Origin of the sequence: Roseinatronobacter sp. S2, assembly GCF_029581395.1 — a bacterium.
In the GTDB taxonomy this organism is placed as follows: domain Bacteria; phylum Pseudomonadota; class Alphaproteobacteria; order Rhodobacterales; family Rhodobacteraceae; genus Roseinatronobacter.
In genome coordinates this window covers 105,820-128,541 of record NZ_CP121116.1, presented here as the reverse complement: position 1 = coordinate 128,541, position 22,722 = coordinate 105,820, and the positions used below count along the sequence as shown (strand labels likewise).

Here is a 22,722-nt window from a genome sequence, read left to right as displayed (position 1 = left end):
GGCACCGCACCGGCGATGTGGGCCGTCTGGATGCGCAAGGCCGCCTTTGGTTGCTGGGGCGCATGGGCACGGATGTGAAAATCGCGGGTCGCATGTGCTATCCGTTCGCGGTCGAGGGTGCTGTGCGGCAATGGCCCGGCGTGCGCCAATGCGCCCTGATGGCCGTCCATGACACCGCCTGCCTTGTGATCGAGGGGGACAAGGCGCAGGTGGCTGTGTGGCAAAGCCGCGCCAGCGCGTTGGGCATTGCGCGGGTCGTTCATGTGGCCAGCATGCCAATGGATAAACGCCACCGGTCCAAGATTGACCGCAACGCCCTGCGCGCAATGCTGTAGCTGGCACGGCTTGCGGCGGTCTGCGCTATTCCAGCAATCCCACTTCCTGGAAATATGATTTCGCACCTGCATGCATTTTTGCTGAAAGGGCCTCATGCACCATTTCATTGCGGTCCAGCCCGTTCAGGGCGGAATGCAGCCCCCTGAACTGGTCCAGATTTTCAAAAATGGTTCTGGTCAGTTGATATGCGACCATTTCAGGCACGTCCGCCGATGCGACAAGCGTGGCACGCATGCCAAAGGTTGGTGTGTCATCTTCCGCGCCGCGATACATGCCACCGGCGATGGTGGCCATGCTGTAATACTCATACTTGTCGACCAAGGCGCGGATTGCGGGATTGTCGACCTTGACCAGAACCGTGTCGCAGGCGGTGGCGTCATGGATGGCGACCGACGGGTGACCGACGGCATAGACAATCGCATCAACGTCGTTGTCGCACAGCGCTTGGGACTGTCGCGCGGGCGACAATTCGGTGACCTGCGCGAAACTGTCCAGCCCCCAACCCATGGCCTGCATCACAACGTCCATGGTGGCGCGCTGGCCGGAACCGGGATTGCCAATATTCACCCGCTTGCCCGCCAGATCGTCAAACACCCTGATGCCGCTATCGGCGCGTGCAATCACCGTGAAGGGTTCGGGATGCAGCGAAAACACCGCGCGCAGCCCGTCAAACGCGCCATCGTGTTCAAAACCGCCGCTGCCGTTATAGGCGTGGAATTGCAGATCGGATTGCACTACGCCAAATTCCAGCCCGTCAAAGCGTATTGCTTGCAGATTGTGCATTGAACCACCGGTCGGCTGCACCTTGCATCTGATGCCATGCGCGGCACGATCTTGATTCAGCAACCGGCAAATTGCGTTGCTGGCAGGGAAATACACCCCCGTCACGCCACCTGTGCCAATGGTGATCGATGTCTCATGCGCGGGCGCAGCCGTGCCAAGAAACGCGCATGACGCTGAAATGAATATTGCCCGCGTGAAAATGATCCCCTCCGTCACCGATAAAATGCATGCCGCTTGGTCACACGCTCGCCTGATTCCGGTTTGTGTTCAAGTGTTTCATCAAGCGGGGGGTGGGTTGCGCGCCTGCAAATGTGCGGGCGCAGGCAGATTGGGCGTTTGTGTGACTTTCGCGCATGTATCGCGCCGCGTTGGCGGGTGCGGGCACGGCGTTGGGGGAAATGCGGCCCCTGTTTGTGGGGGGTCGTGAATTTTCCTGCGCTGGACTAGTGGCCGGTAAAGTGGCCAAAAATAAGGAAATCAACAGGCTTCATATTACATCAAGCATATGATAGTATTTAATTTATATTGAGTTTGGAAGTGGCCAACGAAGCGGACAAGGTGCAGGACAGATGACGATCCCTGATGATGGTGAGATGATTGGTTTGTTCGAACCGTTGATGGTTGCCGAAGGTGCGCCTGCGCGTGCGGGCCTGAATGATCTTGCGCTTGAACTGGCAGAAAAATCGGCGGCCTTTCGCAGTGGCCTGCCCCCGTCCATGGCCTGTGCGCTGGCAGATCTGGTGCGCGCGATGAACTGCTATTACAGCAATCTGATCGAAGGTCACGCCACCCACCCCATTGATATCGAGCGCGCGATGCAGGGCGATTACAGCGCCGATCTGACAAAACGCAACCTGCAACTTGAAGCCAAGGCGCATGTCACCGTTCAGAAATGGATCGACGAGGATGGCATGCCGGACCCGCCGACCGCGCCCCAGTCGGTTGTCGCGTTACATCGCCGTTTTTGCGAATTGCTGCCGCCCGAACTTCTGTTTGTCGAGAATCCGCAAACACGCGAACGGATTGCGGTTGTGCCGGGCGAATTGCGCACCCGCTATGTCGAGGTCGGGCGCCATATCGCCATCAGTCCGGGTGCCGTGCCACGTTTTCTGGACCGGATGCACAAGGCCTACAGCCTGCCCGGCCGGATAGAGCCTATTCTGGCGGCGGCCTGCGCGCATCATCGGCTGTTGTGGGTGCACCCGTTCCTTGATGGCAATGGACGGGTTGCGCGGCTTATGTCCTATGCCATGTTGCGCCGCGCGCTGGATACGCGCGGCCTTTGGTCTGTGGCGCGCGGGCTGGCGCGGCAGGACGCTGCCTATAAAGAGCATCTTGCGGCCTGTGACAGCCCGCGCAGGGGCGACAGGGACGGGCGCGGCACCCTTAGCGAAGCGGCGCTTGCGTCTTTTGCCGGATTCTTTCTGCGCATCTGCATTGATCAGGTTGAATTCATGGAAAACCTTATGCGGCCCGACCGGCTGCGCGACCGCATATTGATCTGGGCCCAAGAGGAAATGCGCGCCGCGATCCTGCCTGCGAAATCCGATGTGGTGCTGAAGGCTGTTCTGTATCAGGGGCAGATACAGCGGGGCGAGGTTGAAGCCATTCTTGGCACCAGCGACCGCACGGCGCGGCGGGTCACATCCGCATTGCTTGACGCGGGCGCGCTGTCGTCGCCCAGCCCGCGCGCGCCGCTTACGCTGGCGTTTCCGGCAAAATATGCAGGCCGGTGGATGCCGGGGTTGTTTCCAGAGCAGCAGGATTGACGCACCCTTGCGCATCTGCGCGCAATTCAAGCGTTTCGTGGCAGAAATCGCGCAGCATGGCGCGGTCATGGCTGACAAGGATGATTGCGGCGCCTGCCTTTGCAAGTCGTGCCAGACCGGCCAGCGCGGCTGATTTTTGCCGTGGATCAAGCGCGCTTGTCGGTTCATCCGCAAGTATCAGCGTTGGTTTGGCAAGGCTGGCGCGCGCCAGTGTTACACGCTGGGCCTGCCCCATCGACAATGCGCCGGGGCGCGAGTTCAGGTTGATATGCCCAAGGCCGAAAGCGCCCATTGCCTGACGGATTGCATCGGGCCGGTCGCGCCGGGGTTGCCGCCCGCTGGCGCTGGTCAGGGGTTCGGATACGATGCGCGAAACCGGCCAGCGCGGGTTCATACTTGACACTGCGTCCTGAAACAGGACCAGCACTTCGCCCTGTCGCGGCGCGCGGGTCTGCCCGCCCCGCACGATAACCCCGGCAGCGGGGGGCAGGCGTCCTGCAAGTGTTGCCAGCAAGCTGGTCTTGCCAACACCGGACGGGCCTGCAACCCCCAGTATCTTGCCGGGTTGCAAGGCAAAGTTCAGCCCCGACACCAGACGCCGCCCGCCGCGATCAATGGCCAGATCCCTGACGTCAAGCATGCTCAAGCCGGACGCGGGCGGCGCGGGGCAAGGGGGCTGGCCGGTGCGGATGAAATCGTGCAACGGTGCGGGGGCACGCCCTGACGACAGCTCAGCGCGGCCCGCGATGGCGGCAATGCGGCCATCCTCGATCAGGATCACGCGATCTGCACAGCGCGCCACCAGCGGCAGGTCGTGGCTGACGACAATAACGCCGGGCGCGCCGCTGCGCAGGCAGGACATGACCGTTTCGGCCATATCGGCATCAACCGCAGATGTCGGTTCATCCGCCAGCAGAACAGGCGGGGACAGCGCGATGGCGGCTGCGATATTTGCCCGCTGCAACATGCCCCCCGACCATTCATGCGGGTAGCGCTCCAGCATCTGCCCTGGCAGTCCCAGACGGTTGCACAGCGCGATGATGCGCTTGTGGTCCGGTGTCAGGCCATGGGCGCGCCATGCTTCCGCGATATGGGCGCGGACGGTGCGCAACGGCGCGCAGGCATCAAAGGGGTTTTGCGCGACAAAGCCTATTTCGCGCCCCAATCTGCGCCGCAGAACACGCGTATTGCCCAGCGGGACGGTGCCTGCGGCGGTGCGCAGGTCGCCCGATACCTGCATCGATTGCGGCAACAGCCCCAGCAAGGCGCGCATCAGGGTTGTTTTGCCACAGCCCGACAGCCCGACAATGGCCAGACATTCCCCCGCCGCAAGATCGAAGGAAATATCGTGCAAGACCCTGACGCTGCCATGCGTGACCGACAGGTTTGTGACTGAAAATACCGGTGCGGTCATGACCTCCCCTCGGGTGTGGCAAGGTCGCGCAGGGCCTCGCCCAGCAGGTTTGATGCCAGCACCGACAGCAGAATGCACGCCGACGGGCCAAGCAAAAGCCACGGCGCGACCGTGAACAAAAAGCGTGTATCGGCCAGCATTGCGCCCCATTCGGCATGGGGCACCTGCACCCCAAGCCCAAGAAACGAAAACGCCGATATGGCCGCGATCTGACCGCCCAACCCCAGGGTGCCCAGCACCAGAAGCGGCCAGAAAACCGGCGGCAGGACATGATGAAGCACGACGCGCCATTCGGGCACGCCAAACTGGCGCGACACTTCGGCGGCGGGGCTGCGCACGGCGTCGAACGCGCAGGCCCGCGCAATCCGCGCCTTATAGGCCCAGTCAGCGGCGATCAGCGCGATCAGCAGGTTCACATATCCCGGCCCCAAAACCCCGATCACGGCAAATGCAACGATCAGCCCGGGCAGCGCCATGATGACATCGACAAACCGCATCAGCGCGGCATCGACCCAGCGACCGGCCAGCGCTGCCAATGTGCCGACTATCAACCCGATCAGGGTAATTGCAACCGACACGGCCAGCGCCCCGCCCAGCGACCGCCGCGCCCCGTCGACCAGCCGCGACAGCTGGTCGCGTCCGGTGGCATCGGTGCCCAGCCAGTGCCCTGATCCGGGCGGGCGCAATGCGGCGGCATAATCCGGCACATTTGGCGGATGGGCCACAACCCACGGCCCCGCCACGGCCATGGCGGTCAGCGCCACGCCCAGCACCACCCCCCAGCGCCCTGACGGATGGTGCAGCACGGCCGCAAGAATGCCGCGCGGCGGGGGCGCAACGGGCCCTGTCAATGTGGCGCGGCGCAGATTCATGCATGCCTCGCATGGCGCATGCGCGGGTCCAGCATGATGGCCATTGCATCAACCAGCAGACTGGCCGCGACATAGGCCAGCACGGCAATCAGGACGAAGGCCTGAATCACGGGGACATCGCGCACCGAAAGGGCCGTCAGGACATGTTCACCTATTCCGGGCCATGTGAATATCATTTCCAGTATCGGCGCGCCGCCGATCAGGCCACCAAGACTGATGCCAAGCGCGGTCATCCATGGCAGCAGGGCAGGGGGCAGGGCATAGATTGCCAGCACGCGGCCCGGCCTTGCGCCGCGCGCTTTGGCAACATCGGCGGGGCCGCGCGCAAGGTGCTCCAGCAATCCGGCGCGCAGCAATTGTGTCCAGCCCGCCGCGCGGTCAATCCCCAGAATTGCGGCGGCGATAATCAGCGTGGCACCCGCGCCCCCTGACAGAACCAGCCCGATCCCCATGCCCACCACGACGAATTGCAGCACCAGAAGCGCCAGCACAAATGACGGTGTTGCAGCCAGCACCCGCGTATAGGCCAGCACCAGCCGGTCCGGCCAGCGCCCCGCCCAGCGTGCGGCGACCAGCGCCAGCCCCAGCGACCACGCCACAGAGATTACGAAGGACAGCCCGACCAGTTGCAAGGTTGCAGGCAGGCGGCGCATCAGCCCCGACAGGACCGGTTCGCCCGTGCGCCATGACAGCCCGAAATCGCCCTGCACCACGCCCCCGATCCAGACCAGATATCGCTGCCATAAAGGCCGGTCCAGACCGAAGCGGTCGCGCAGAGCTGCGATGTGCTGGTCTGTCGGTTCCTCCACCCGCTGGGCATTCAGGATCATGTCCACCGGATCACCGGGCGCAAGCGGCAGCATCAGCCACACCAGCAGGCTTGCGCCGAACGCCGCCAGCACGGCCTGACCCAGCCGCATTACAAGGGCGCGGCCCAGACCGCGCGCCTTGATGTCCCGCAACCTTAGTCGCAAGGCGCGGTCTGCCACGACACATGATACAGCGCAAAACCCGGCGCGTAGCAGGCATACTGGTCGTTCACGATGACGCGCCCAAGATGGATGTTGAACGAGAATGCATAGGGGTCTTCGTCCCACAGGATTGACTGGATACGGTGCAGGATTTCGGTGCGGCGTTCGGGGTCCACCTCTGTGGCCAGTTCGGGGACAAGTGCGTTCACTTCTGCATTGTCATAGCCGCCATAGTTCCGGCGCGCACCCGGCAAAAGATAGGTGTTCAGAAAATTCTGCACGCGGCCCCAACTGGCGGCCCCTGTGGAAACCATGGCCAGATCCCACCGGTTCGATGGCTCCAGCAGGGCCTGATTGATGCCGTCGAAGCTGACAATCTCGGCGTCAATTCCCACGCGCGCAAGCTGCGCCTGCACCGCCGTGGACAGCGGCACCAGATCGGGTTGCTGGGGATAGATTGCAAGAATGACCGACAGTTTCCTGCCGTCCTTGTGCCGGATGCCGTCCGGCCCTGTCACCCACCCTGCGGCATCCAGCAGGGCTGCGGCGTCCAGCAGATCGGTCTGGTAGTTCTGCAATGCGAAGGGCAGGTTCTCCGCATAAAGCGAATGTGCCTGCGCCAGCCCGCCGCGGAACACATCTTGCGCGATCTCGCGGTAATCAACGGCCCGCAAAACGGCCTTGCGCACCGACACATCCGCCAGCGGCCCTTGTTCAAGATTCATGTAGCCCGTGAAGCCGCCGGTGGACAGTCCGCCAAGGTTGAAATGCACATCCGGCATGGCGTCCACTGCGGGCCTCGCGGCAAGCGGGGGGTACAGCGCGATGTCGGCCTCATTATTCTGCACGGCCAGAATGCGGGCATTTGGGTCGGGAACAAACGCGACAGTCAGCCCCGGCAAGGCCGGTGTTCCCTGCCAGTAATCTGCGAAGGCTTCGGCCTTCAGGCGTGTGTCGTCCAGTCCGGTCACGCTGTAAGGTCCGGTGTAAATGCCGGCACCCACCAGTTGCGCCCAGTCTTCGCCCACGGCGGCAACCGCATCCGCATCAAGGATCAGAAAAACCTGCTCGTCCGCCAGAACGCCGGGAAGTTCCGGCCATGGGGCAGGGGTGGTCACTGTCAGCTCCAACGCGCCGGTTACTGTAAATTCGGCACCATCCGGCACCGACCCTTGCGCCGCGGGCGAATGGTCTATCGCGGCGTCTATCGCGGCCAATACGGCTGCGGCATCGACCGGCCTGCCGTTTTGGAAATGCAGCTCGTCGCGCAGTGTCAGAACCCAGCGGTTCGGTTCGGGGTTTTCAAGCGATGACAAAAGCCACGGGTGGTGGTTCCCGTCCTCGTTGAATTTCATCAGCAATTCGGCTTGTCCGAATTCCTGCATCCAATACCCGTCCTGCCACGGGTTCATGCTGTTGATCGTGAATGAGGTGACGATGCGCAGGTCGGCGTGGGGATCATGCGCCATGGCAATCTGCGGCAGGGCCAGCACAACAGCCGTCACTGCGCCGGACAGGGAAACTCGGGCAAGGTTTAACATCGCTACTTTATCCTTTCGATTTTTGTGGGGGACATGTCGCGGCGGCTGCCCGGGCGTTCGCTCAGGCGCAGGTCGGGGGCATCGCCACCCTGTGCGATGACATCGCACACGATCCGGTCCAGCGCGTCCTGATCCGGGACGTGATACCAGGCCCCTTGCGGATACAGCACCAGCACCGGACCTTGATTGCAGGGAAACAGACAGCCGGTCGTTGTGGTCATGCAGCGGTCGGACAGGCCTGCTTTTGCGATGCGGGCCTTCAGTTGTGCATGCAGCGTTCCTGCACCGCGAAAGGCGCAGCGCGGACCTGTGCAAACAAGAATATGGGTGTCGAAATCGGGCAGAAACTGCCAGCCCGGCTTGCCAAGGCTTGGCCGGACGGCCTGCAAATCCTGTGCATCTGCGTTGATCGACAGGGCAACGAGTGCCTGCGCTGCATCCTCGACATTGCACAGATCAGCAAGGTCTATGCGCATATCCCCGCCTTCTGTGGCGGCAAAATGGGCAATTGCGCCGGGAAGCCACGCGCGGATATTGGCAGCCATCGGGAACCCGACCGGCATGATGCGCAGATGTTGCGCACCCGTGTCGCGCGCATCGCGCATTGCGGCCACCAGATCGGTTCCGGCCCCTTCCAGCCGGACCACCGAAATTGCGGGTCCGAATGTTTTGCGCGCCGCCAGATCAAGCGCTGTCCTGAAACGCGCTTCGTCGCGCGCCGACAGGCTGGGCTGCGAAAAGCAGATGACAAGATGATCTGCGCCCGCCATCACGGTTGCACCCTTGGCCGGATGGGGCCAGAGCGCGGCAGACCGCTGATGCCCGTCCGTTGTGATGTGGCAGTGTCAGATTTCGCAATCATGCGCATTCCCTCTCCTTGCGGAGAAGCAGGAACGCGCCAGTATGTGGCCGGGCACGGCCATAGGTCTGGTCATTACTTCCTCCTCCGGGGCACCCCGCCCGGGTTTGTGTTTCTGGTGATGGCAGGTCTCCTGGCTCGCGGGTGTCGCACCTTCCCGCCTTCCCGAACCGGCTGGTTCAGTGGCATAAAGGGGGTGCGTACCGCTTACAGTTGCGGGGGCAGCGCCGGAATTGGGGGTTGTCCCCGCACCGGCTTCCCTATTCTCCCGGACTATTCCGGGCACCATCACAGGTTGCATAGCTTGAACTTTATTCGGCGGCAAGGTCATTTCGGCATGGTGTCGGGCAAAGGGGAAAAGCCGCGCAACAGCACGGTCAGGATCAGGTGGATGATGTGGGTTGGCGGGGTCATGGGCATGCAGACAAAAATTGCAGGGCAGATAAGAAATGTTATATTATAACATTTAGCAGACGCAAGGCCATGTCGCCGGAAATCAGGGTTTTTGCCGTAAGCGGCCTTGCGCGGTGGCATTTTCAGCCCGCCCCGAAAGGATCGCGCCGCTGGTGTCCGGTGTGATCTGACCTTAAACTTGTATATGCAAGTTTATCTTGCTACAAAATGTAATACACTGAGTCCAAACGGGAGAGATTGATGTGCAAAACCCCCTTCTTGACGCGCAGGCAAACGCTGGCCGGGGCCGCCGCACTGCCCTTGGCGCTTGGCTGGACTAATCCGGTGCGGGCGTCAGATTTCAGCAGTTTGCAAGCCACGCTGGACAGGGCGGTCGCGTCCGGTCAGGTGCCGGGGCTGGTGGCACTGATCGCGCGCGGGCCGGATGTCTGGACCCATGTTGCGGGCCTGCGCGATATTGACAGCGGCGCGCCCATGACGCGCGATACGCTGTTCGCTGTCGCGTCCATCGGCAAGCCCCTGACGGCGGTGGCCGCACTGATGCTGGTGCAGGATGGCACAATAGGGCTGGATGATCCTGTCGATCCATGGTTGCCCGAACTGGCCGACCGGCATGTGCTGCGCCAACAGGGTGGCGCACTTGATGACACGGTGCCTGCCACCCGCGCGATCACGCTGCGCGACCTGTTAACCATGCGCATGGGGCTGGGCATTGTGTTCGCCGACCCTGCCGAAGTGCCGGTTGCAGGCCAGATGCAGGCGCTTGGCGTAATGCCGGGGCCAACGCTGTTTGCGGAAGATGCCGACACTTACATGGCGCGGCTGGGGTCATTGCCGCTGATGCACCAACCGGGCGCGGCGTGGCGCTATCACACCGGCCTTGATGTTGCGGGCGTGCTGGTTGCGCGCGCCAGCGGCATGTCGCTGGACGAATTTCTGCGCGCGCGGGTCTGCGCGCCCTTGGGGATGCAAGACACCGCGTTTTCCGGCCCTGCCGACCGTCTGGCCACGCAATACGCGGCCAACCCTGACACTGGTGCGCTGGAGCGGTGGAATTCAGCCGCTGCCGACAGTTTCGCGGACCCGCCTGTGTTTCAGGCCGGTGGCGGTGGTCATGTTTCCAGCGTTGATGATTTTCTGGCGTTTGGCCGGTTTTTGCTGGCAGGCGGCATGGCGGATGGCGGGCGGCTGCTGGATGCGGCTTTGGTGGATGACATGCTGCGCGACCAGATTACGCCCGCGCAAAAAGCGGCATCGCCATGGTTTCCGGCAGATTTCTGGGACACACATGGCTGGGGTCTGGGCGTGGCCATACGCACCGCGCCGCAGGACGCAATCGGGCGCTTTGGCTGGTGGGGCGGGTATGGAACCAGCTTCTGGTGCGATCCGGCCAGTGACACAGTGGCGGCCCTGTTCACCCAACGCATGATGACCGGCCCGGATGATGTCGCGCTGGCCGATGCGTTCACCCATGCGGCCTTTGACGCGCGATGACGAAGGATATGCCAATGCCCGATATGATACTGACAACCCTTGACTGGGTGCCCGACCTGCCGCGCGGCTATGTGCGTGATCTGCGCGTGCGGTGGGCGCTGGAAGAAGCGCGATTGCCCTACCGCGTGGCCAGCGTGCCGTTTACGCCAAGCGTGCCGTTCCGCGACCTTGATGCGGACCAGATGGCACAGCACCCCTATGCGCAGGTCCCGTGGCTGACAGATGGCGACCAGACCATCTTTGAATCGGGGGCGATCCTGCTTTATTTGGGCGAACGCAGTGCTGCGCTGATGCCAACCGACCCACGCGCGCGGCAAGATGTCATCACATGGCTTTTCGCCGCGCTGAATTCGGTCGAAGCGGCCAGTCTGCCTTGGTCGATCTTCCACTTCGCGCGCGACACGGAGCAGACACCGGGGCGGGCGCATCTGGATGCGTTTCTGAAGGCGCGGGTGCAATACACCGAACAGATTCTGGCGGGGCGCGACTGGCTGGCAGGCGCGTTTTCAATTGCAGATATCGCGATGTCCGATGTGCTGCGCCTTGTTGACCGCTTTGACGGGCTGGCCGATGCGCCCGCCTGCCGCGCCTATGTCGCACGCGCCACCGCGCGCCCTGCCTTCGCCAAAGCATATGCCGACCAGATGGCCCATTTTGCGGCGGCAGACTGATACCACGCAAAAAACCCACATATGAAAGGAAAGAGAGAGATGAGTTATATCCAAGGCTTCGTTGCCGCCGTCCCCAATACCAACCGCGACACGTTTCGCACCCATGCCACGACGGCAATGGACGGGTTTCGCGCTTACGGCCTGCTGCACGGTGCCGAATGTTGGGGCGATGATGTGCCCGATGGCAAGCTGACATCCTTCCCCATGGCGGTGAAGGCACAGGCAGATGAAACCGTTGTGTTCGCGTGGTATCAGTGGCCGTCAAGGGCCATCCATGACGCGGCCATGAAAGACGCCATCAACGACCCGCGTCTGAGCATGGACACCAACCCCATGCCATTTGATGGCAAGCGCGTGATCTATGGCGGGTTTGAACCGGTTCTGGAACTGGGCACGCGCCAGCCGGGCGGGTATTTTGATGGCTTCATCTGTGCCGTGCCAAAGGACGGGCGCGCCGCGTTTCGCAGTTTTGCGCAAGACATAGACCCGATCTTTATGGAATATGGCGCGACATGGATCATGGAAAATTGGGGCGTGGATGTGCCGGACGGCACCGTTACCGATTTCCGCCGCGCCGTGCAGGCCAAACCCGATGAAGATGTGATGTTTTCATGGACGCAATGGCCCGACAAGGCCACCCGCGATGACGGATCCCGCCGCATGATGCAGGATGCGCGCTTTGCACAAATGCAAATGCCCTTTGACGGCAAGCGCATGATCTTTGGCGGGTTCGCGCCGCTGGTCGAGGTGTAGGCCGGTCGCCCGAAAAGGGGGCCTGCAAGTGCAAGCCCCCCATTCAGCGCTTCGCGAAACACACCTACCGTTTCAGTGCGTTGGCATAGCTGACAAGCTGGTCCGCAACTGTGCCCCAGCCGCTGAAGAACCCCATATCTTCATGTGACTGTCGGGCATCGGGGGTGCGGTGGCGGGCAATGGCCGTGTAGCGGGTGCCGCCATTGGGCGCGTCTTCGAACAGGATGATTGCGGTCATGAAGGGGTTTTCGCTTGGTGCCCAGCCTTCGCTATAAGCATCGGTGAAAACCAGCTTTTCATCGGGCACAATTTCCAGCCAGACGCCTTCGTTCTTCATCTCTGCGCCATCCACATCGAACACAGTGTTGAACCGCCCGCCAACGCGCAGGTCAATCTCGCAGGATTTGACCAGATGCGGTTTGGGCACAAAGAACTGCCTTATATGTTCCGGCGTTGTCCAGCATTCCCACAGCAGTGCGCGCGGCGCATCAAGGGTGCGTTCCAGCTTCAGATCAGTTTTCGGATTCAGCTTCATCTTGTCTTCTCCTGTGAAGGTTGCGGACATAGTCATCATGGCGGTCAAGCCGGTCGGTCCACAGTGCACGCTGCGCGTCCAGCCATATCTCGACCGGCGCGAAAGCATCCGCCGACAGGGCGCAGGACCGGATGCGGCCTGTTTTGGTACTGGTGATAAACCCCGCCTCTTCCAGCTTGCGCAGGTGCTTCATGAACGACGGCAGCGCCATGTCGTGGGTGGCGGCCAGTTCCGTCACGCTGGCCTCGCCCTGCGCAAGGCGTGTCAGAATCGCACGCCGCGTCGGGTCGCCAAGTGCGGTGAACAACAGGTCCAGTCGGGAATCATGATTAGCCATATGGCTAAGTTATGCGGCGCGGGTCACAGTGTCAATAAAAACTTATCCGATTGGCTAAGTGATGTGCAGCCGCAAGGGTTTGGTGTTTTCTCTGGCAATGATTCCCTTGGCTTCAAGGTCAAGCTGCACAGCTTTCAACCACCAACCGGCCTTGTCACCGCCGGGAAACAGCGCATCTGGCAGCAACGGCAACAGCGCCGCCTTGGCCTGTGCGACAGTCAGTCCCCGCGGGGACATGGGCAGGACAGACAGCAAGGCCACGCGCATGGCGTCATATTTGGCGCGGTCCACGCGGTGGACCCTGCCCGGCGACATGATGTTTTCAACCTCGACCTTGTCACTTTCAGCGGGCATTCAGCTTTCCTTTCACATAGTCATGTGGTGGCACCCGAAACCCCATTGCCGCCCAGGCCAAAATCAGTCTGGCGAAGAAGCTGAAATTATGGGTCTTTGGGTTGGGCACGTCATCTGGCAGCACCACACCCGCCGGGGCGTGTTTTGTCACGGTGCGCAAATCCAGCTTCGGCAGTGCGCCTTCCGGCCACAGCGCGCCATACACACTCAACCAATGCCCCTGGGTGAAATCCAGAAAAATGGGCGTGTTGCAGCATGTAGCGATCACGCGGCGCGTCGTGCTGGCGTCGGTCAGCCGATGCTCTGCCAGAAATTCCTGCCCGCGTTCGCACCGGACACGGTCCTTGCGATACAGCACGAACCGCGTGGCACCCTTGTCATCGACAACAGCGCGCGCGCCCGGCAATGCCTGAAACACCACCGCCGCCTGCTGGCAGTCCGAACACAGGCATTCAGTGCTCAGGATAGGCTTGCCCGAAAGGGTAAGGGCCACCTGCCCGCAGGCGCATGTTACGTCGGTCATCTGGGTTGTCCCGCTGCATCTTGACTCATTGATTAGACTGGACGGTCCAGTTCCATTTGTCAAGCAAAGGTGCTAAACTGCGCGCGATCACAGGAAGAAGGCGTCACACCATGTCCAACGGTGCCGAAACCCGCATGCGCCGCAGCCGCCAGAAAATTCTGGCCGCAGCCGAAGATGTGTTTCTGACGGCCGGGTTTCTGGGTGCCAGCATGGATCAGGTGGCCGAACGGGCGGGCGTGTCCAAACAGACCATCTATGCGCATTTCAAATCCAAGCAGGCGCTGTTCATTGATGTCGTGGTGGCGATGTCAGGTGGTGCTGCGCAAACGCTTGAACAGGGTCCTGGCGCGCCACTGGATGACCGGCCCGTGCAGGAGTTCTTGCTGGAGGCGGCGATCGAGCAGTTGGATGTGGTGCTGACCCCGCGCCTGATGCAACTGCGCCGCATGGTCATTGGCGAGGTGGAGCGGTTTCCCGAACTTGGCAAGGCCCTGTTCGAGAACGGACCACAAAAAGCGATTAACCGGCTGGCGCGGGCCTGCGCGCATTACACCGCCATTGGCCAGCTAAACACCCCCGACACCATTGAGGCTGCAAGTTTTTTCAACTGGATCGTGATGGGTGCGCCCACCAGTGCGGCAATGCTGCTGGGCGACGCGGGCATACCGGACCGCGATGCGCGACACAGGCACGCGACGGAAAGCGTGCGTATTTTCCTTTGCGCCTATGGGGTGGGCGCGCAGGCTACGCGCTGACGCCTGCCGCCTTTATTGCGGCACAGCGTCATCGGCATATTGCGCCAGAAATTCGGCGCTGGGGGCAATGGGGGTGATCACGTCGATCAGCACGCCTGCGGGGTCGCGGGTGATGAAATGGCGCTGGCCGAACGGCTCGTCCCTCAGGGGCAGCAGGATCGGCAGGCCCTTGGCCTGAAGCGTGTTATACACCTGCGCGGCGTCCGGCACCTCGAAATTCAGCAGCATGCCAGCCGCTTTGGTGTTTCGCGCAGCGACGGGAATGGTGTCGTGATGGCAATCCAGAATTGCCAGATTGACGGATTCATCCTCGGTGGATTGAAGATGCACATACCAGCCACTGTCGAACAGCGGCCTGAAGCCGAAATGCGCCTGATAGAACGTGCTGACCGCTGCCACATCCGCGACCATCAGCACTGGATAGTATTGTGTTACTTTCATTACTTGCCTTTCTTACAAAAAACATACAGTGTGTATGTATGTGATCAATTAACATACAGGCTGCATGTATGCAAGAGAGGCGTTCAAATTCCGACAGGCGCGCAGAGACGCGCCGCGCACTGATCAGATCAGCGCGCGCATTATTTCTTGAAAAGGGCTTTGCCGCGACGGGAACGCCCGAAATCGTGCAGCTGGCGGGGGTCACACGCGGTGCGCTGTATCATCACTTCAAGGACAAGCAGGCGCTGTTTCTGGCCGTGGTCGAGGCCGAGGCCGCACAAGTTGCGCAGGAGATCGAGGCAGGGTCGTCGGGCGCGCAATCCCCGATGGCGGCGCTTCTGGACGGCGCGCGTGCCTATTTCAAGGCGATGCGCCAGCCCGGACGTGTTCGGTTGCTACTTCTCGAAGGGCCAGCCGCGCTTGGTGTCGAAACCATGCGCCGGATCGATCTGGAAACCGGCGGGCATGAATTGCGCCGCGGCCTGTCGGACGTGATCGGCACAGACATGGACGATGCGCAGATCAACGCGCTGGCTGACATGGTTTCGGCCATGTTCGACCGCGCAGCCCTTGCCTGCGACGCGGGCGCCGGGTCCGCCGCCTATGAAGACGCAATCAACAGCGTGCTGCATGCGCTGCTTCGGCACAGCAGTTAAGCGGCGGCTTGCGTCACCTGGGCATGCTGATCTGGCTAAGCTGATTGTCTGCATTGTAGATGTTGATGATGTTGCCGTCCGCTGCGACCATGACAGACACGCCCTGCTCGACCATTTCACCTTCCCAAACAAGATTGTCCTGCGCATCAAGCAACACAGCAGAGCAGCCCAATGTGCCGCAGAAGAATTCGGTGTCGAGCATCATGAGCTTTGCTTCCGGATTGACCAGGTACGCAATGCGAAAATCCCGCGCGCTGATGGTCTTGTGGAAATGGGTGCCCAGAAGTTCGGGGTTCTGCGCGGACCACATGGATGCGTCATCGGCAGCGGGCATGAACGGCGCAGTGTAGCCCTGATCCGTGATATCAGAGAAGGTGATGTGCGAAATGCGGTAATCCGCAAGCCTTGTGTCAAAATCAATGCAGCCATTGACCCCGATTGTGATGACATTCTCGCGCGTGATGTCCTGTATCCGCGCGGATTGTGTCTGGCTTAGGTGGCTGCGCGCTGCCTTGGCAAACGCGGTCCGGGCGGTGCGGGACTGAAAATAGGGATCGGTCGCGTCCAGCGCGTCAATCTGGTGGGCGCTGTTCACATGATACAGGTTTTGCTGCAAAATACCCGCAGCGTCGGTTATGCGCGTTCCTGCGGAATTGAAATGATCGGCTTTTGTGATGTGCATACGCAGAACAATGTCTGCGCATTCGGCCTGCGCCATGCCACATACAGATCCCGCCGCCAGCAAAGTGACGATGCCGATGAATTTCACATGCTTTCCTTCTGGTTGGTCATCTGATCAGCGATAGAAGCAACTTGTCGCGAAGGGAAGGACCGCTTTGCCCCCCCGGCGGTAATGGGGGGGTGTGCACGCAAATGTGTCTGATGGTTGGGGGCGCATTGCGGGCCTGCTTCTGGGGCTGTGATCGCGCTTAGGGTCAAACCGGATGAACGCCCTGTGTGGCCGGACCATTCCGGTTGCTGCGGACGGTCATTTCAGTGTGCGCAGCACATGCGCAATCTGCGATCTGCCGATCGTTCGGCCTGTTCGTGAAAATTCTGCGGAAAAAGGCCGATATCGCTGTATAGATCGGGGTCGATTTCAGCAAAGGCTTTCAAGTCCTGCCGGATCAGGCGACGCCGCTGCGTGCGCATCCGCCATTTCCGAATGAGGCTGTTGAGGGGCATGTGACACTCCATCTTGAGGGGTTGGAAGGGATAAATGCAGGGCGCTGCTTAGCCGCCCGATACCTGTGCCGACTTTTGCGGTCGGGAATGCAAGGCCCGCACCGGCGCGGCCCAAAGGCGGCGCAACGCATGCGCTGCGGTCCGAACCAGACGTCCGGTCCGGCGCAAACCCTGATAGATTGCCGCGGCCTGCGCTTCATTGGCCTGTCGCCGCGTGTCGTTGGCGTCGTGGTTGATCATGTTGACATAAGGAAGCATGTGTCACCTTTGTGGGTTGGGGTCGCGCTGTCCGTAGACAAGGAAACCTAATTCAAAAACTGGCCAGAATATCTTGTGATTCACTGGCAACGCTTTAAACATGGGGAAAATTAGGCATCGTGACAAACGATGCTTTCTGCGCTATGCATTAGTTATTCTTGTCTATGAGGTCCCATGCGCCAACTGCCGCCACTGAATGCCCTGCGCGCGTTTGAAGCGGCGGCACGACATATGAGCTTCAGCAAAGCCGCCGACGAACTGAACGTGACGCCCGCCGCCATCAGCCAGCAGATCAGGGCCTTGGAAGACATTGTCGGGGTAAAACTGTTTCGCCGCCTGACACGCGCATTGTTGCTGACGGATGCTGGCAGGGTTGCATTGCCTGCCTTGACCGCAGGGCTGGACCTGCTTGCCGAAGGCTACAGTGACATGCGCCGGCAAGAGGACGCGGGCGCGCTGACAATCAGCGTTGCGCCGTCACTGGCGGCGAAATGGCTGGTGCCGCGGCTGGAGGGGTTTCGTGCCCTGCATCCGCAGTTCGATATCCGCATCGATGCCACCGACCGGCTGGCCGATTTCCAGCGTGGCGATGTTGATGTGGCGCTGCGCTATGGTGATGGGCAATATGACGGGATGGAAGTGCGCTGCCTGATGTCGGAACTTTCGGCCCCTGTGTGCAGTCCGGCGCTGCTGGAAGGGGCGCATCCGCTGCGCAAACCGACCGATCTGCGCCACCACACACTATTGCATTCGCAATGGCGCATGCAGCACGCCTTCGCGCCCAATTGGCGCATGTGGCTGAAAGCCAGCGGGTTGGGCGATATTGACCCCGAACACGGGCCCCGCTTCAGCGAAGATACTCTGGTCGCGCAGGCCGCCATTGCCGGGCAAGGTGTGGCGCTGGTCGGGCAGGTTGTCGTTGCCGCAGACCTGCGGGCGGGGCTGCTGGTGCATCCGTTCGGAACCCCGTCAGACATGCGCCAGAACTATTGCTATTATGTCGTCTACCCGCAAGAGGATGCGACACGCCCCAAGGTGCGGGCATTTGCGGATTGGGTTCTTGACGAAGCAAAGGCATCAGATCCGGCGTAAGCTGATCTGACACGCCCCCCGGCGCTGTCGTCAGATGCGGGGCGTGAAAAACCAGCGCGGGGTTTTGAATTTTCCACTTGACCTAAAGTGCACTTGAACTTGTAGCAATACCCCCTGACAAGACTTCAGGATGTGCAGGATGGATATGAGAGTGCAAGAAAAACCGCGTGAAAAGGGCCTTTTGGCCTATTTTGAACGCCGCGTAGACCCGTTCCCGAACGACGCAGCCCTGCGCCCGCCCGCGCGGCTGTTGCCGTTCCTGCTGCATTATTCGCGGCCGATGGTGCCGTGGCTGGTGGTGATGTCCGTGCTTACAGCGGCAATTTCGGTGGTTGAAATTGCCATTATCAGCATGATGGGCCAACTGGTTGACTGGCTTGGCAGTGCCGAACGTGCGGGTTTTCTGGATGACAATCTGTGGCGTCTGGTGGGCATTGGGGCGCTGTTTGTCATTGGCTACCCGCTGATCGTGTTTATGCAATCGCTGGTCACGCATCAGACGATTTTCGGCAATTACCCGATGATCGCGCGCTGGCTTGCGCACCGCTATATCCTTGGGCAAAGCATGAGTTTCTTTCAGGATGAATTTGCCGGTCGGGTCAGCCAGAAGGTCATGCAGACAGCACTTGCCATCCGTGAAACGGTGATGAAGCTGACTGATGTGCTGGTGTTCATGGTTGTCTATTTCATCGGCGCGGTGGTGCTGGTGGGGGCTGCGGATTTGCGCCTGACGCTGCCGCTGATCGTCTGGCTTTTTGCGTATATCGCCATTGCGCGGTATTTCGTGCCGCGCTTGCGCGCCATCTCGATGCAGCAGGCCGATGCGCGCGCCCAGATGACGGGGCGGATCGTTGACAGCTACACCAACATCCAGACCATCAAGCTGTTCGCCCATACCCGCCGCGAGCAGGACTATGCACGCGACGCGATGAGCGGTTTCATGGTGACTGTGCACCGGCAGATGCGGCTTGTGACCAAGCTGACCGTTGCATTGCAGATGATGAACGCCATGCTGCTGGCCGCGACCGCCGGTGTGGCGATCTATGGCTGGTATATGGCCACCATTTCAATCGGGGCCATCGCGGTGGCGATTGCACTGGTCACGCGGATCAGGGCGATGTCGGAATGGGTCTTGTGGGAAATCGCCGGGCTGTTTGAAAACATTGGCACAGTGCAGGACGGCATGAACACCATTGCCCTGCCGCAAGCGGTGAATGACAGGCCGGATGCACAAGCGCTGGTGGTGCCAAAGGGCGAGATCAGGTTTGACCGCATCGCGTTCCACTATGGCCAGCGCGACGGGGTGATCGGTGACATGTCGCTGACCATCCGGCCCGGTGAACGGGTGGGCATTATCGGGCGGTCCGGCACGGGCAAGTCTACGCTGGTGAACCTGTTGTTGCGCTTCCACGATCTGCAAGGCGGGCAGATCAGCATTGATGGTCAGGACATCGCAACCGTGACGCAAGAAAGTCTGCGCAGCGCCATTGCCGTTGTCACGCAAGATACCGCCCTTTTGCACCGGTCCATCCGCGAGAACGTGGCCTATGGCCGCCCCGATGCAACCAATGCCGAGGTGATCGCCGCCCTTGAACGCGCGCAGGCATGGGATTTTGTGCGCGATCTGGTCGATGCCAAAGGGCGCCGTGGCCTTGATGCGCATGCGGGCGAACGTGGTGTCAAACTGTCGGGCGGGCAGCGCCAGCGGATCGCCATTGCCCGCGCGCTGTTGAAAGACGCGCCCGTTCTGGTGCTGGACGAGGCCACATCCGCGCTGGATTCCGAAGTAGAGGCCGCGATTCAAGAGCAACTTGGCACATTGATGGCGGGCAAGACCGTCATCGCCATTGCGCACCGGCTGTCGACCATCGCAACGCTGGACCGGCTTGTGGTGATGGACAAGGGCCGCATCGTGGAGCAAGGCAGTCATGACGCGTTGCTGCGCCACGGCGGGCTTTATGCCGATCTTTGGCAGCGCCAGTCAGGCGGTTTCCTAAGCGGTGATACCGATGCAATGCCGGATAAAGCGCCAGCGTAATCGCAGCGCCCGAAAATGCCAGACCCGCCTACATGGCGGGTCTTGGCATTCTATCTGCGCCGGTAAAGCCACAAGACCAGCGGTGCCAGTGTCAGTGTCAGCACCACAGGCGCAATCAATGCCAGCCCGATCTGCGTCAGGGTTGCAGTGCCCGACATCAACCCGCGCAGCGCCGTTGCCATCAGTGACACGGGGTTCACATCGACAAAACTACGCAGCCAGTCGGGCATAGTGGCGGGGTCAACCATGATATTCGACGCGAAGGTAATCGGAAACAGGATCGTAAACCCAAGCGTCATGACTGTCATCGGCGTGCGCACCAGCAGCCCCAGCACAATAAACACCCAGCCCATGCCGAACCCGATTGACAGCAGCATCGCAAATGCCAGCACTGTGCCAACCAGCCCCGCTTCAGGCCGGTAGCCAAGGATCAGCCCGATCCCCAGAATAATCGCGCCCGCGATCAGGTGGCGCAGCATATCGCCCACCATCAACCCCGCAAAGGGGGCCAGCGACCAGATTGGCAAGGTGCGGAAGCGGTCAAACAGCCCCTTCTGGAAATCCGTGGACAACCCCATCCCCGAATAGACCGAATTGAACACGACCGTTTGCACAAGAATGCCGGGCAGGAAGAATTGCAGATAATCCCCCGGCGACCCCGCCAGCGCCCCCCCGAACACAAATGTAAACAGCAAGGTGAACATGATCGGTGTCATGACCAGATCGAACAGTTGTTCGGGAACATGCCGGAATTTCAGGATTGCGCGCCAGCCAAACACCAGCGCGTTCGACATTGGCCCCGGTGGCGCAGGCGGGGCGACATGTTGCAAGGCGGCTATGCCGGGCGCGCCGCCCACGGGCGCGCGGCTGTCGCGCAGGGGTTCGGCGGGGGTTGCGGTAATATCGGTCATGGCGCTGCCTTCTCAAGCGGGCTTTGCGTGGTGGTGGATGTGTCGGCCTTGCCCGTCAGTGCGAAGAACACCTCATCAAGGCTGGGCGCGCCCATGCGGAAATCGGCCACGGTGAACCCGTCTGCGATAAGGGCTGTAAGCGCTGCGTTGGCATCTGCGGCAGTGCCCGCCAGGATGGACAACTCGGCCCCTTCAGGGCTGCGCTGAACCACGGCCCCCAGACGGTTTGCCAACAGGTCAGCAGCGGCATCCAGTTGGGTCTGATCCACCAGCGAGACATGCAGCACACCCGACCCTGTCGCGGCCTTCAATTCGCGGCTGGTGCCTTCGGCAATCTTGCGGCCATGGTCGATCACGGCAATCCGTTCGGCCAGTTGGTCGGCTTCTTCAAGGTATTGGGTGGTCAGCAGAATTGTCACGCCGGAATCGGCCAGTTGCCGGATCAACTGCCACACGCCCTGCCGCGCTGACGGGTCCAGCCCCGTGGTCGGTTCATCCAGAAACAGCACCCCCGGCGTCACAATAAGGGACGCGGCAATGTCCAGCCTGCGCCGCATGCCACCCGAATAATTCTTGACCTGCTTGCGGGCTGCGGCCGACAATTCGAACGCGGCCAGCAACTGGTCGGCGCGCGCCCGCGCCGCACCACCGCGAAACCCCCACAGCCGCGCCAGCATCATCATGTTGTCGCGCCCTGTCAGATCTTCGTCCAGCGAGGCGAACTGGCCCGTCATGGCAATCGAGGCGCGCACCTTTTGCGGCGCGGCCGTAATGTCATGGCCCATCACGGTTGCGGTGCCCGCGTCGGGCGCGGTCAATGTGGCCAGCATCCGCAACAGCGTGGTCTTGCCTGCGCCATTCGGTCCCAGCACGGCAAAGATCATGCCGCGCCGCACGTCAAGGTCAATCCCCGCCACAGCAGTCAGATCGCCAAAGCGGCGGACAAGCCCGCGCGCGTGAATCGCAAGGTGTGTGGTGTCGTTCGTCACTGTCTGTGTCCGGTGTGTTTGGGATTTGTATTTCGCGTCAGCATATAAACCAAGCCTGCCCGCATGAACACCCCGGCGGTTTGTGTGCGGCAGGCCACCGCCGAAGTTCATTTGTTTAATTGCGCCACACCCCTTGCTGCAGTGCAGCATCGTCCCCAAGTGTATGGGGAACGAAGCCAAACCCAATGGAGCATTTCAATGACCAGGCAATCAACACCCCGCACAGAAGCAGCACGCGCGTCAAGCGCCGTCAATGACACCGCAACCGTGGCAAACACTGCGGCGGATACCAGCAACGCACTGGCCGAACGCACTGTTGCAGGGGTTCAGGACGCCAGCGCACAGGTTGCCAGCATGACACTGGAGGCGCAGAAAACCTTGGGCGCAAGCATCGAGGACGTGTCAGAACGCATGCAGGGGCTAAGTTCCTTCGGCCAGCAGAATTTCGATGCATTCTCCAAAGCGTCCGAGATTTCTGCAAAAGCCCTTGAGAATTTCAGCAGTGAAGTTGCGGCCTATACCCAAAAGGCCCAGGAAGACAGCATTGCTGCCGTTCAGGACCTGTCCAGTGTCAAATCGGTGGCCGAACTGGTCGAAAAACAGATGTCCTTCGCGCAACATGCTTTTGATGGCTGGATGCAGCAGGCCACAGCCATAGGTGAAATGTATACCAATGCCGCAAAGGAAGTGTCCGCGCCGATCGAAGCACGCGTCGCGGCAATGACCGAAGATATGAAGATCACCGCCCGTTAAGCCAGCACAGGCAAAAGG

25 protein-coding genes and 1 riboswitch are annotated in these 22,722 nt (G+C 61.2%); of the genes, 9 read left to right on the top strand and 16 right to left on the bottom strand.

Translation table 11 applies throughout. From position 1 onward, the window contains the following. Nucleotides 1-360 precede the first annotated feature (360 nt). Entirely contained in the window at nucleotides 361-1,323 is a 963-nt protein-coding gene (locus P8S53_RS20200) for a TAXI family TRAP transporter solute-binding subunit (RefSeq protein ID WP_373418561.1), read from the bottom strand. 365 nt (nucleotides 1,324-1,688) lie between these two features. Here P8S53_RS20200 and P8S53_RS20195 point away from each other — a divergent pair, with 365 nt between their 5' ends. Continuing rightward, nucleotides 1,689-2,888 (top strand): Fic family protein, encoded by a 1,200-nt coding sequence (locus P8S53_RS20195; RefSeq protein WP_277807333.1) that lies wholly within the window; start codon nucleotides 1,689-1,691, stop codon nucleotides 2,886-2,888. Here the strand turns inward: P8S53_RS20195 and P8S53_RS20190 are convergent. The 5 genes from P8S53_RS20190 to P8S53_RS20170 are packed head-to-tail and all read right to left on the bottom strand — an operon-like array spanning nucleotide 2,818 to nucleotide 8,459. After that, a complete protein-coding gene (locus P8S53_RS20190) occupies nucleotides 2,818-4,302 on the bottom strand; it encodes an ABC transporter ATP-binding protein (RefSeq protein ID WP_277807332.1) in 1,485 nt (494 codons plus the stop codon). The two genes, P8S53_RS20195 and P8S53_RS20190, sit on opposite strands and share 71 nt — an antisense overlap. Then, entirely contained in the window at nucleotides 4,299-5,174 is an 876-nt protein-coding gene (locus P8S53_RS20185; protein WP_277807331.1) for an ABC transporter permease, read from the bottom strand. The genes P8S53_RS20190 and P8S53_RS20185 overlap by 4 nt, the downstream gene beginning before the upstream one ends. After that, nucleotides 5,171-6,163, bottom strand: a complete 993-nt coding sequence (locus tag P8S53_RS20180; RefSeq protein WP_277807330.1) for an ABC transporter permease — start codon at nucleotides 6,161-6,163, stop codon at nucleotides 5,171-5,173. The genes P8S53_RS20185 and P8S53_RS20180 overlap by 4 nt, the downstream gene beginning before the upstream one ends. Beyond that, nucleotides 6,139-7,686 carry an ABC transporter substrate-binding protein gene (locus P8S53_RS20175; protein ID WP_277807329.1) on the bottom strand — a complete coding sequence of 516 codons (1,548 nt, stop codon included), beginning with the start codon at nucleotides 7,684-7,686 and terminating at the stop codon, nucleotides 6,139-6,141. The genes P8S53_RS20180 and P8S53_RS20175 overlap by 25 nt, the downstream gene beginning before the upstream one ends. Before the next feature lie 2 nt (nucleotides 7,687-7,688). Then, nucleotides 7,689-8,459: a ferredoxin gene (locus P8S53_RS20170; RefSeq protein WP_277807328.1), complete on the bottom strand. Its 771-nt coding sequence runs from the start codon at nucleotides 8,457-8,459 to the stop codon at nucleotides 7,689-7,691. Between the two features lie 191 nt (nucleotides 8,460-8,650). Next, a riboswitch (cobalamin riboswitch) is annotated at nucleotides 8,651-8,850 on the bottom strand. 349 nt (nucleotides 8,851-9,199) lie between these two features. Here P8S53_RS20170 and P8S53_RS20165 point away from each other — a divergent pair. The 3 genes from P8S53_RS20165 to P8S53_RS20155 are packed head-to-tail and all read left to right on the top strand — an operon-like array spanning nucleotide 9,200 to nucleotide 11,877. Then, nucleotides 9,200-10,453, top strand: coding sequence for a serine hydrolase (locus P8S53_RS20165; RefSeq protein WP_277807327.1), 1,254 nt, complete (start codon nucleotides 9,200-9,202; stop codon nucleotides 10,451-10,453). 14 nt (nucleotides 10,454-10,467) lie between these two features. Next, on the top strand, nucleotides 10,468-11,124 hold the full coding sequence (locus tag P8S53_RS20160) for a glutathione S-transferase family protein (RefSeq protein WP_277807326.1): 657 nt from the start codon (nucleotides 10,468-10,470) through the stop codon (nucleotides 11,122-11,124). A 39-nt stretch (nucleotides 11,125-11,163) separates the two neighbouring features. Next, nucleotides 11,164-11,877 (top strand): DUF1428 domain-containing protein, encoded by a 714-nt coding sequence (locus P8S53_RS20155; protein ID WP_277807325.1) that lies wholly within the window; start codon nucleotides 11,164-11,166, stop codon nucleotides 11,875-11,877. A gap of 64 nt (nucleotides 11,878-11,941) precedes the next feature. Here the strand turns inward: P8S53_RS20155 and P8S53_RS20150 are convergent, their stop codons facing one another. The 4 genes from P8S53_RS20150 to P8S53_RS20135 are packed head-to-tail and all read right to left on the bottom strand — an operon-like array spanning nucleotide 11,942 to nucleotide 13,626. Beyond that, the gene (locus P8S53_RS20150; protein WP_277807324.1) at nucleotides 11,942-12,412 is read right to left on the bottom strand and encodes an SRPBCC family protein; all 471 of its coding nucleotides are present in this window, start codon (nucleotides 12,410-12,412) and stop codon (nucleotides 11,942-11,944) included. Next, entirely contained in the window at nucleotides 12,390-12,749 is a 360-nt protein-coding gene (locus P8S53_RS20145; RefSeq protein ID WP_277807323.1) for a metalloregulator ArsR/SmtB family transcription factor, read from the bottom strand. The genes P8S53_RS20150 and P8S53_RS20145 overlap by 23 nt, the downstream gene beginning before the upstream one ends. 54 nt (nucleotides 12,750-12,803) lie before the next feature. Next, entirely contained in the window at nucleotides 12,804-13,103 is a 300-nt protein-coding gene (locus P8S53_RS20140) for a hypothetical protein (protein WP_277807322.1), read from the bottom strand. Then, on the bottom strand, nucleotides 13,093-13,626 hold the full coding sequence (locus tag P8S53_RS20135) for a GFA family protein (protein WP_277807321.1): 534 nt from the start codon (nucleotides 13,624-13,626) through the stop codon (nucleotides 13,093-13,095). Before P8S53_RS20135 ends, P8S53_RS20140 begins: the two co-directional genes overlap by 11 nt. Nucleotides 13,627-13,736: 110 nt before the next feature. Between P8S53_RS20135 and P8S53_RS20130 the strand changes: the two genes are divergently transcribed. Continuing rightward, on the top strand, nucleotides 13,737-14,381 hold the full coding sequence (locus P8S53_RS20130) for a TetR/AcrR family transcriptional regulator (RefSeq protein WP_277807320.1): 645 nt from the start codon (nucleotides 13,737-13,739) through the stop codon (nucleotides 14,379-14,381). Nucleotides 14,382-14,393: 12 nt separating this feature from the next. On the opposite strand, the gene P8S53_RS20125 is transcribed toward P8S53_RS20130, so the two are convergent. Beyond that, entirely contained in the window at nucleotides 14,394-14,822 is a 429-nt protein-coding gene (locus tag P8S53_RS20125) for a VOC family protein (RefSeq protein ID WP_277807319.1), read from the bottom strand. Nucleotides 14,823-14,890: 68 nt separating this feature from the next. On the opposite strand from P8S53_RS20125, the gene P8S53_RS20120 reads away from it, so the two are divergent. Then, complete coding sequence (locus tag P8S53_RS20120; RefSeq protein WP_277807318.1) at nucleotides 14,891-15,478, top strand: TetR/AcrR family transcriptional regulator; 588 nt, start codon at nucleotides 14,891-14,893, stop codon at nucleotides 15,476-15,478. Between the two features lie 13 nt (nucleotides 15,479-15,491). On the opposite strand, the gene P8S53_RS20115 is transcribed toward P8S53_RS20120, so the two are convergent. The 3 genes from P8S53_RS20115 to P8S53_RS20105 all read right to left on the bottom strand — a co-directional run bounded on the left by P8S53_RS20115 (nucleotide 15,492) and on the right by P8S53_RS20105 (nucleotide 16,921). Beyond that, entirely contained in the window at nucleotides 15,492-16,247 is a 756-nt protein-coding gene (locus P8S53_RS20115; RefSeq protein ID WP_277807317.1) for a hypothetical protein, read from the bottom strand. Between the two features lie 224 nt (nucleotides 16,248-16,471). After that, nucleotides 16,472-16,663 (bottom strand): hypothetical protein, encoded by a 192-nt coding sequence (locus tag P8S53_RS20110; RefSeq protein WP_277807316.1) that lies wholly within the window; start codon nucleotides 16,661-16,663, stop codon nucleotides 16,472-16,474. A gap of 48 nt (nucleotides 16,664-16,711) precedes the next feature. Further along, nucleotides 16,712-16,921 (bottom strand): hypothetical protein, encoded by a 210-nt coding sequence (locus P8S53_RS20105; protein WP_277807315.1) that lies wholly within the window; start codon nucleotides 16,919-16,921, stop codon nucleotides 16,712-16,714. A 174-nt stretch (nucleotides 16,922-17,095) separates the two neighbouring features. On the opposite strand from P8S53_RS20105, the gene gcvA reads away from it, so the two are divergent. Both gcvA and P8S53_RS20095 read left to right on the top strand, forming a co-directional pair. Then, a complete protein-coding gene (gene gcvA, locus P8S53_RS20100) occupies nucleotides 17,096-18,013 on the top strand; it encodes a transcriptional regulator GcvA (protein ID WP_277807314.1) in 918 nt (305 codons plus the stop codon). Between the two features lie 139 nt (nucleotides 18,014-18,152). Further along, complete coding sequence (locus tag P8S53_RS20095; RefSeq protein WP_277807313.1) at nucleotides 18,153-20,051, top strand: ABC transporter ATP-binding protein; 1,899 nt, start codon at nucleotides 18,153-18,155, stop codon at nucleotides 20,049-20,051. Between the two features lie 50 nt (nucleotides 20,052-20,101). Here the strand turns inward: P8S53_RS20095 and P8S53_RS20090 are convergent, their stop codons facing one another. Next, nucleotides 20,102-20,845 (bottom strand): ABC transporter permease, encoded by a 744-nt coding sequence (locus tag P8S53_RS20090; RefSeq protein WP_277807391.1) that lies wholly within the window; start codon nucleotides 20,843-20,845, stop codon nucleotides 20,102-20,104. A gap of 113 nt (nucleotides 20,846-20,958) precedes the next feature. Continuing rightward, nucleotides 20,959-21,951: an ATP-binding cassette domain-containing protein gene (locus tag P8S53_RS20085; protein ID WP_277807312.1), complete on the bottom strand. Its 993-nt coding sequence runs from the start codon at nucleotides 21,949-21,951 to the stop codon at nucleotides 20,959-20,961. Between the two features lie 198 nt (nucleotides 21,952-22,149). On the opposite strand from P8S53_RS20085, the gene P8S53_RS20080 reads away from it, so the two are divergent. Continuing rightward, a complete protein-coding gene (locus tag P8S53_RS20080) occupies nucleotides 22,150-22,704 on the top strand; it encodes a phasin family protein (RefSeq protein WP_277807311.1) in 555 nt (184 codons plus the stop codon). The last annotated feature ends 18 nt before the right edge of the window (nucleotides 22,705-22,722 follow it).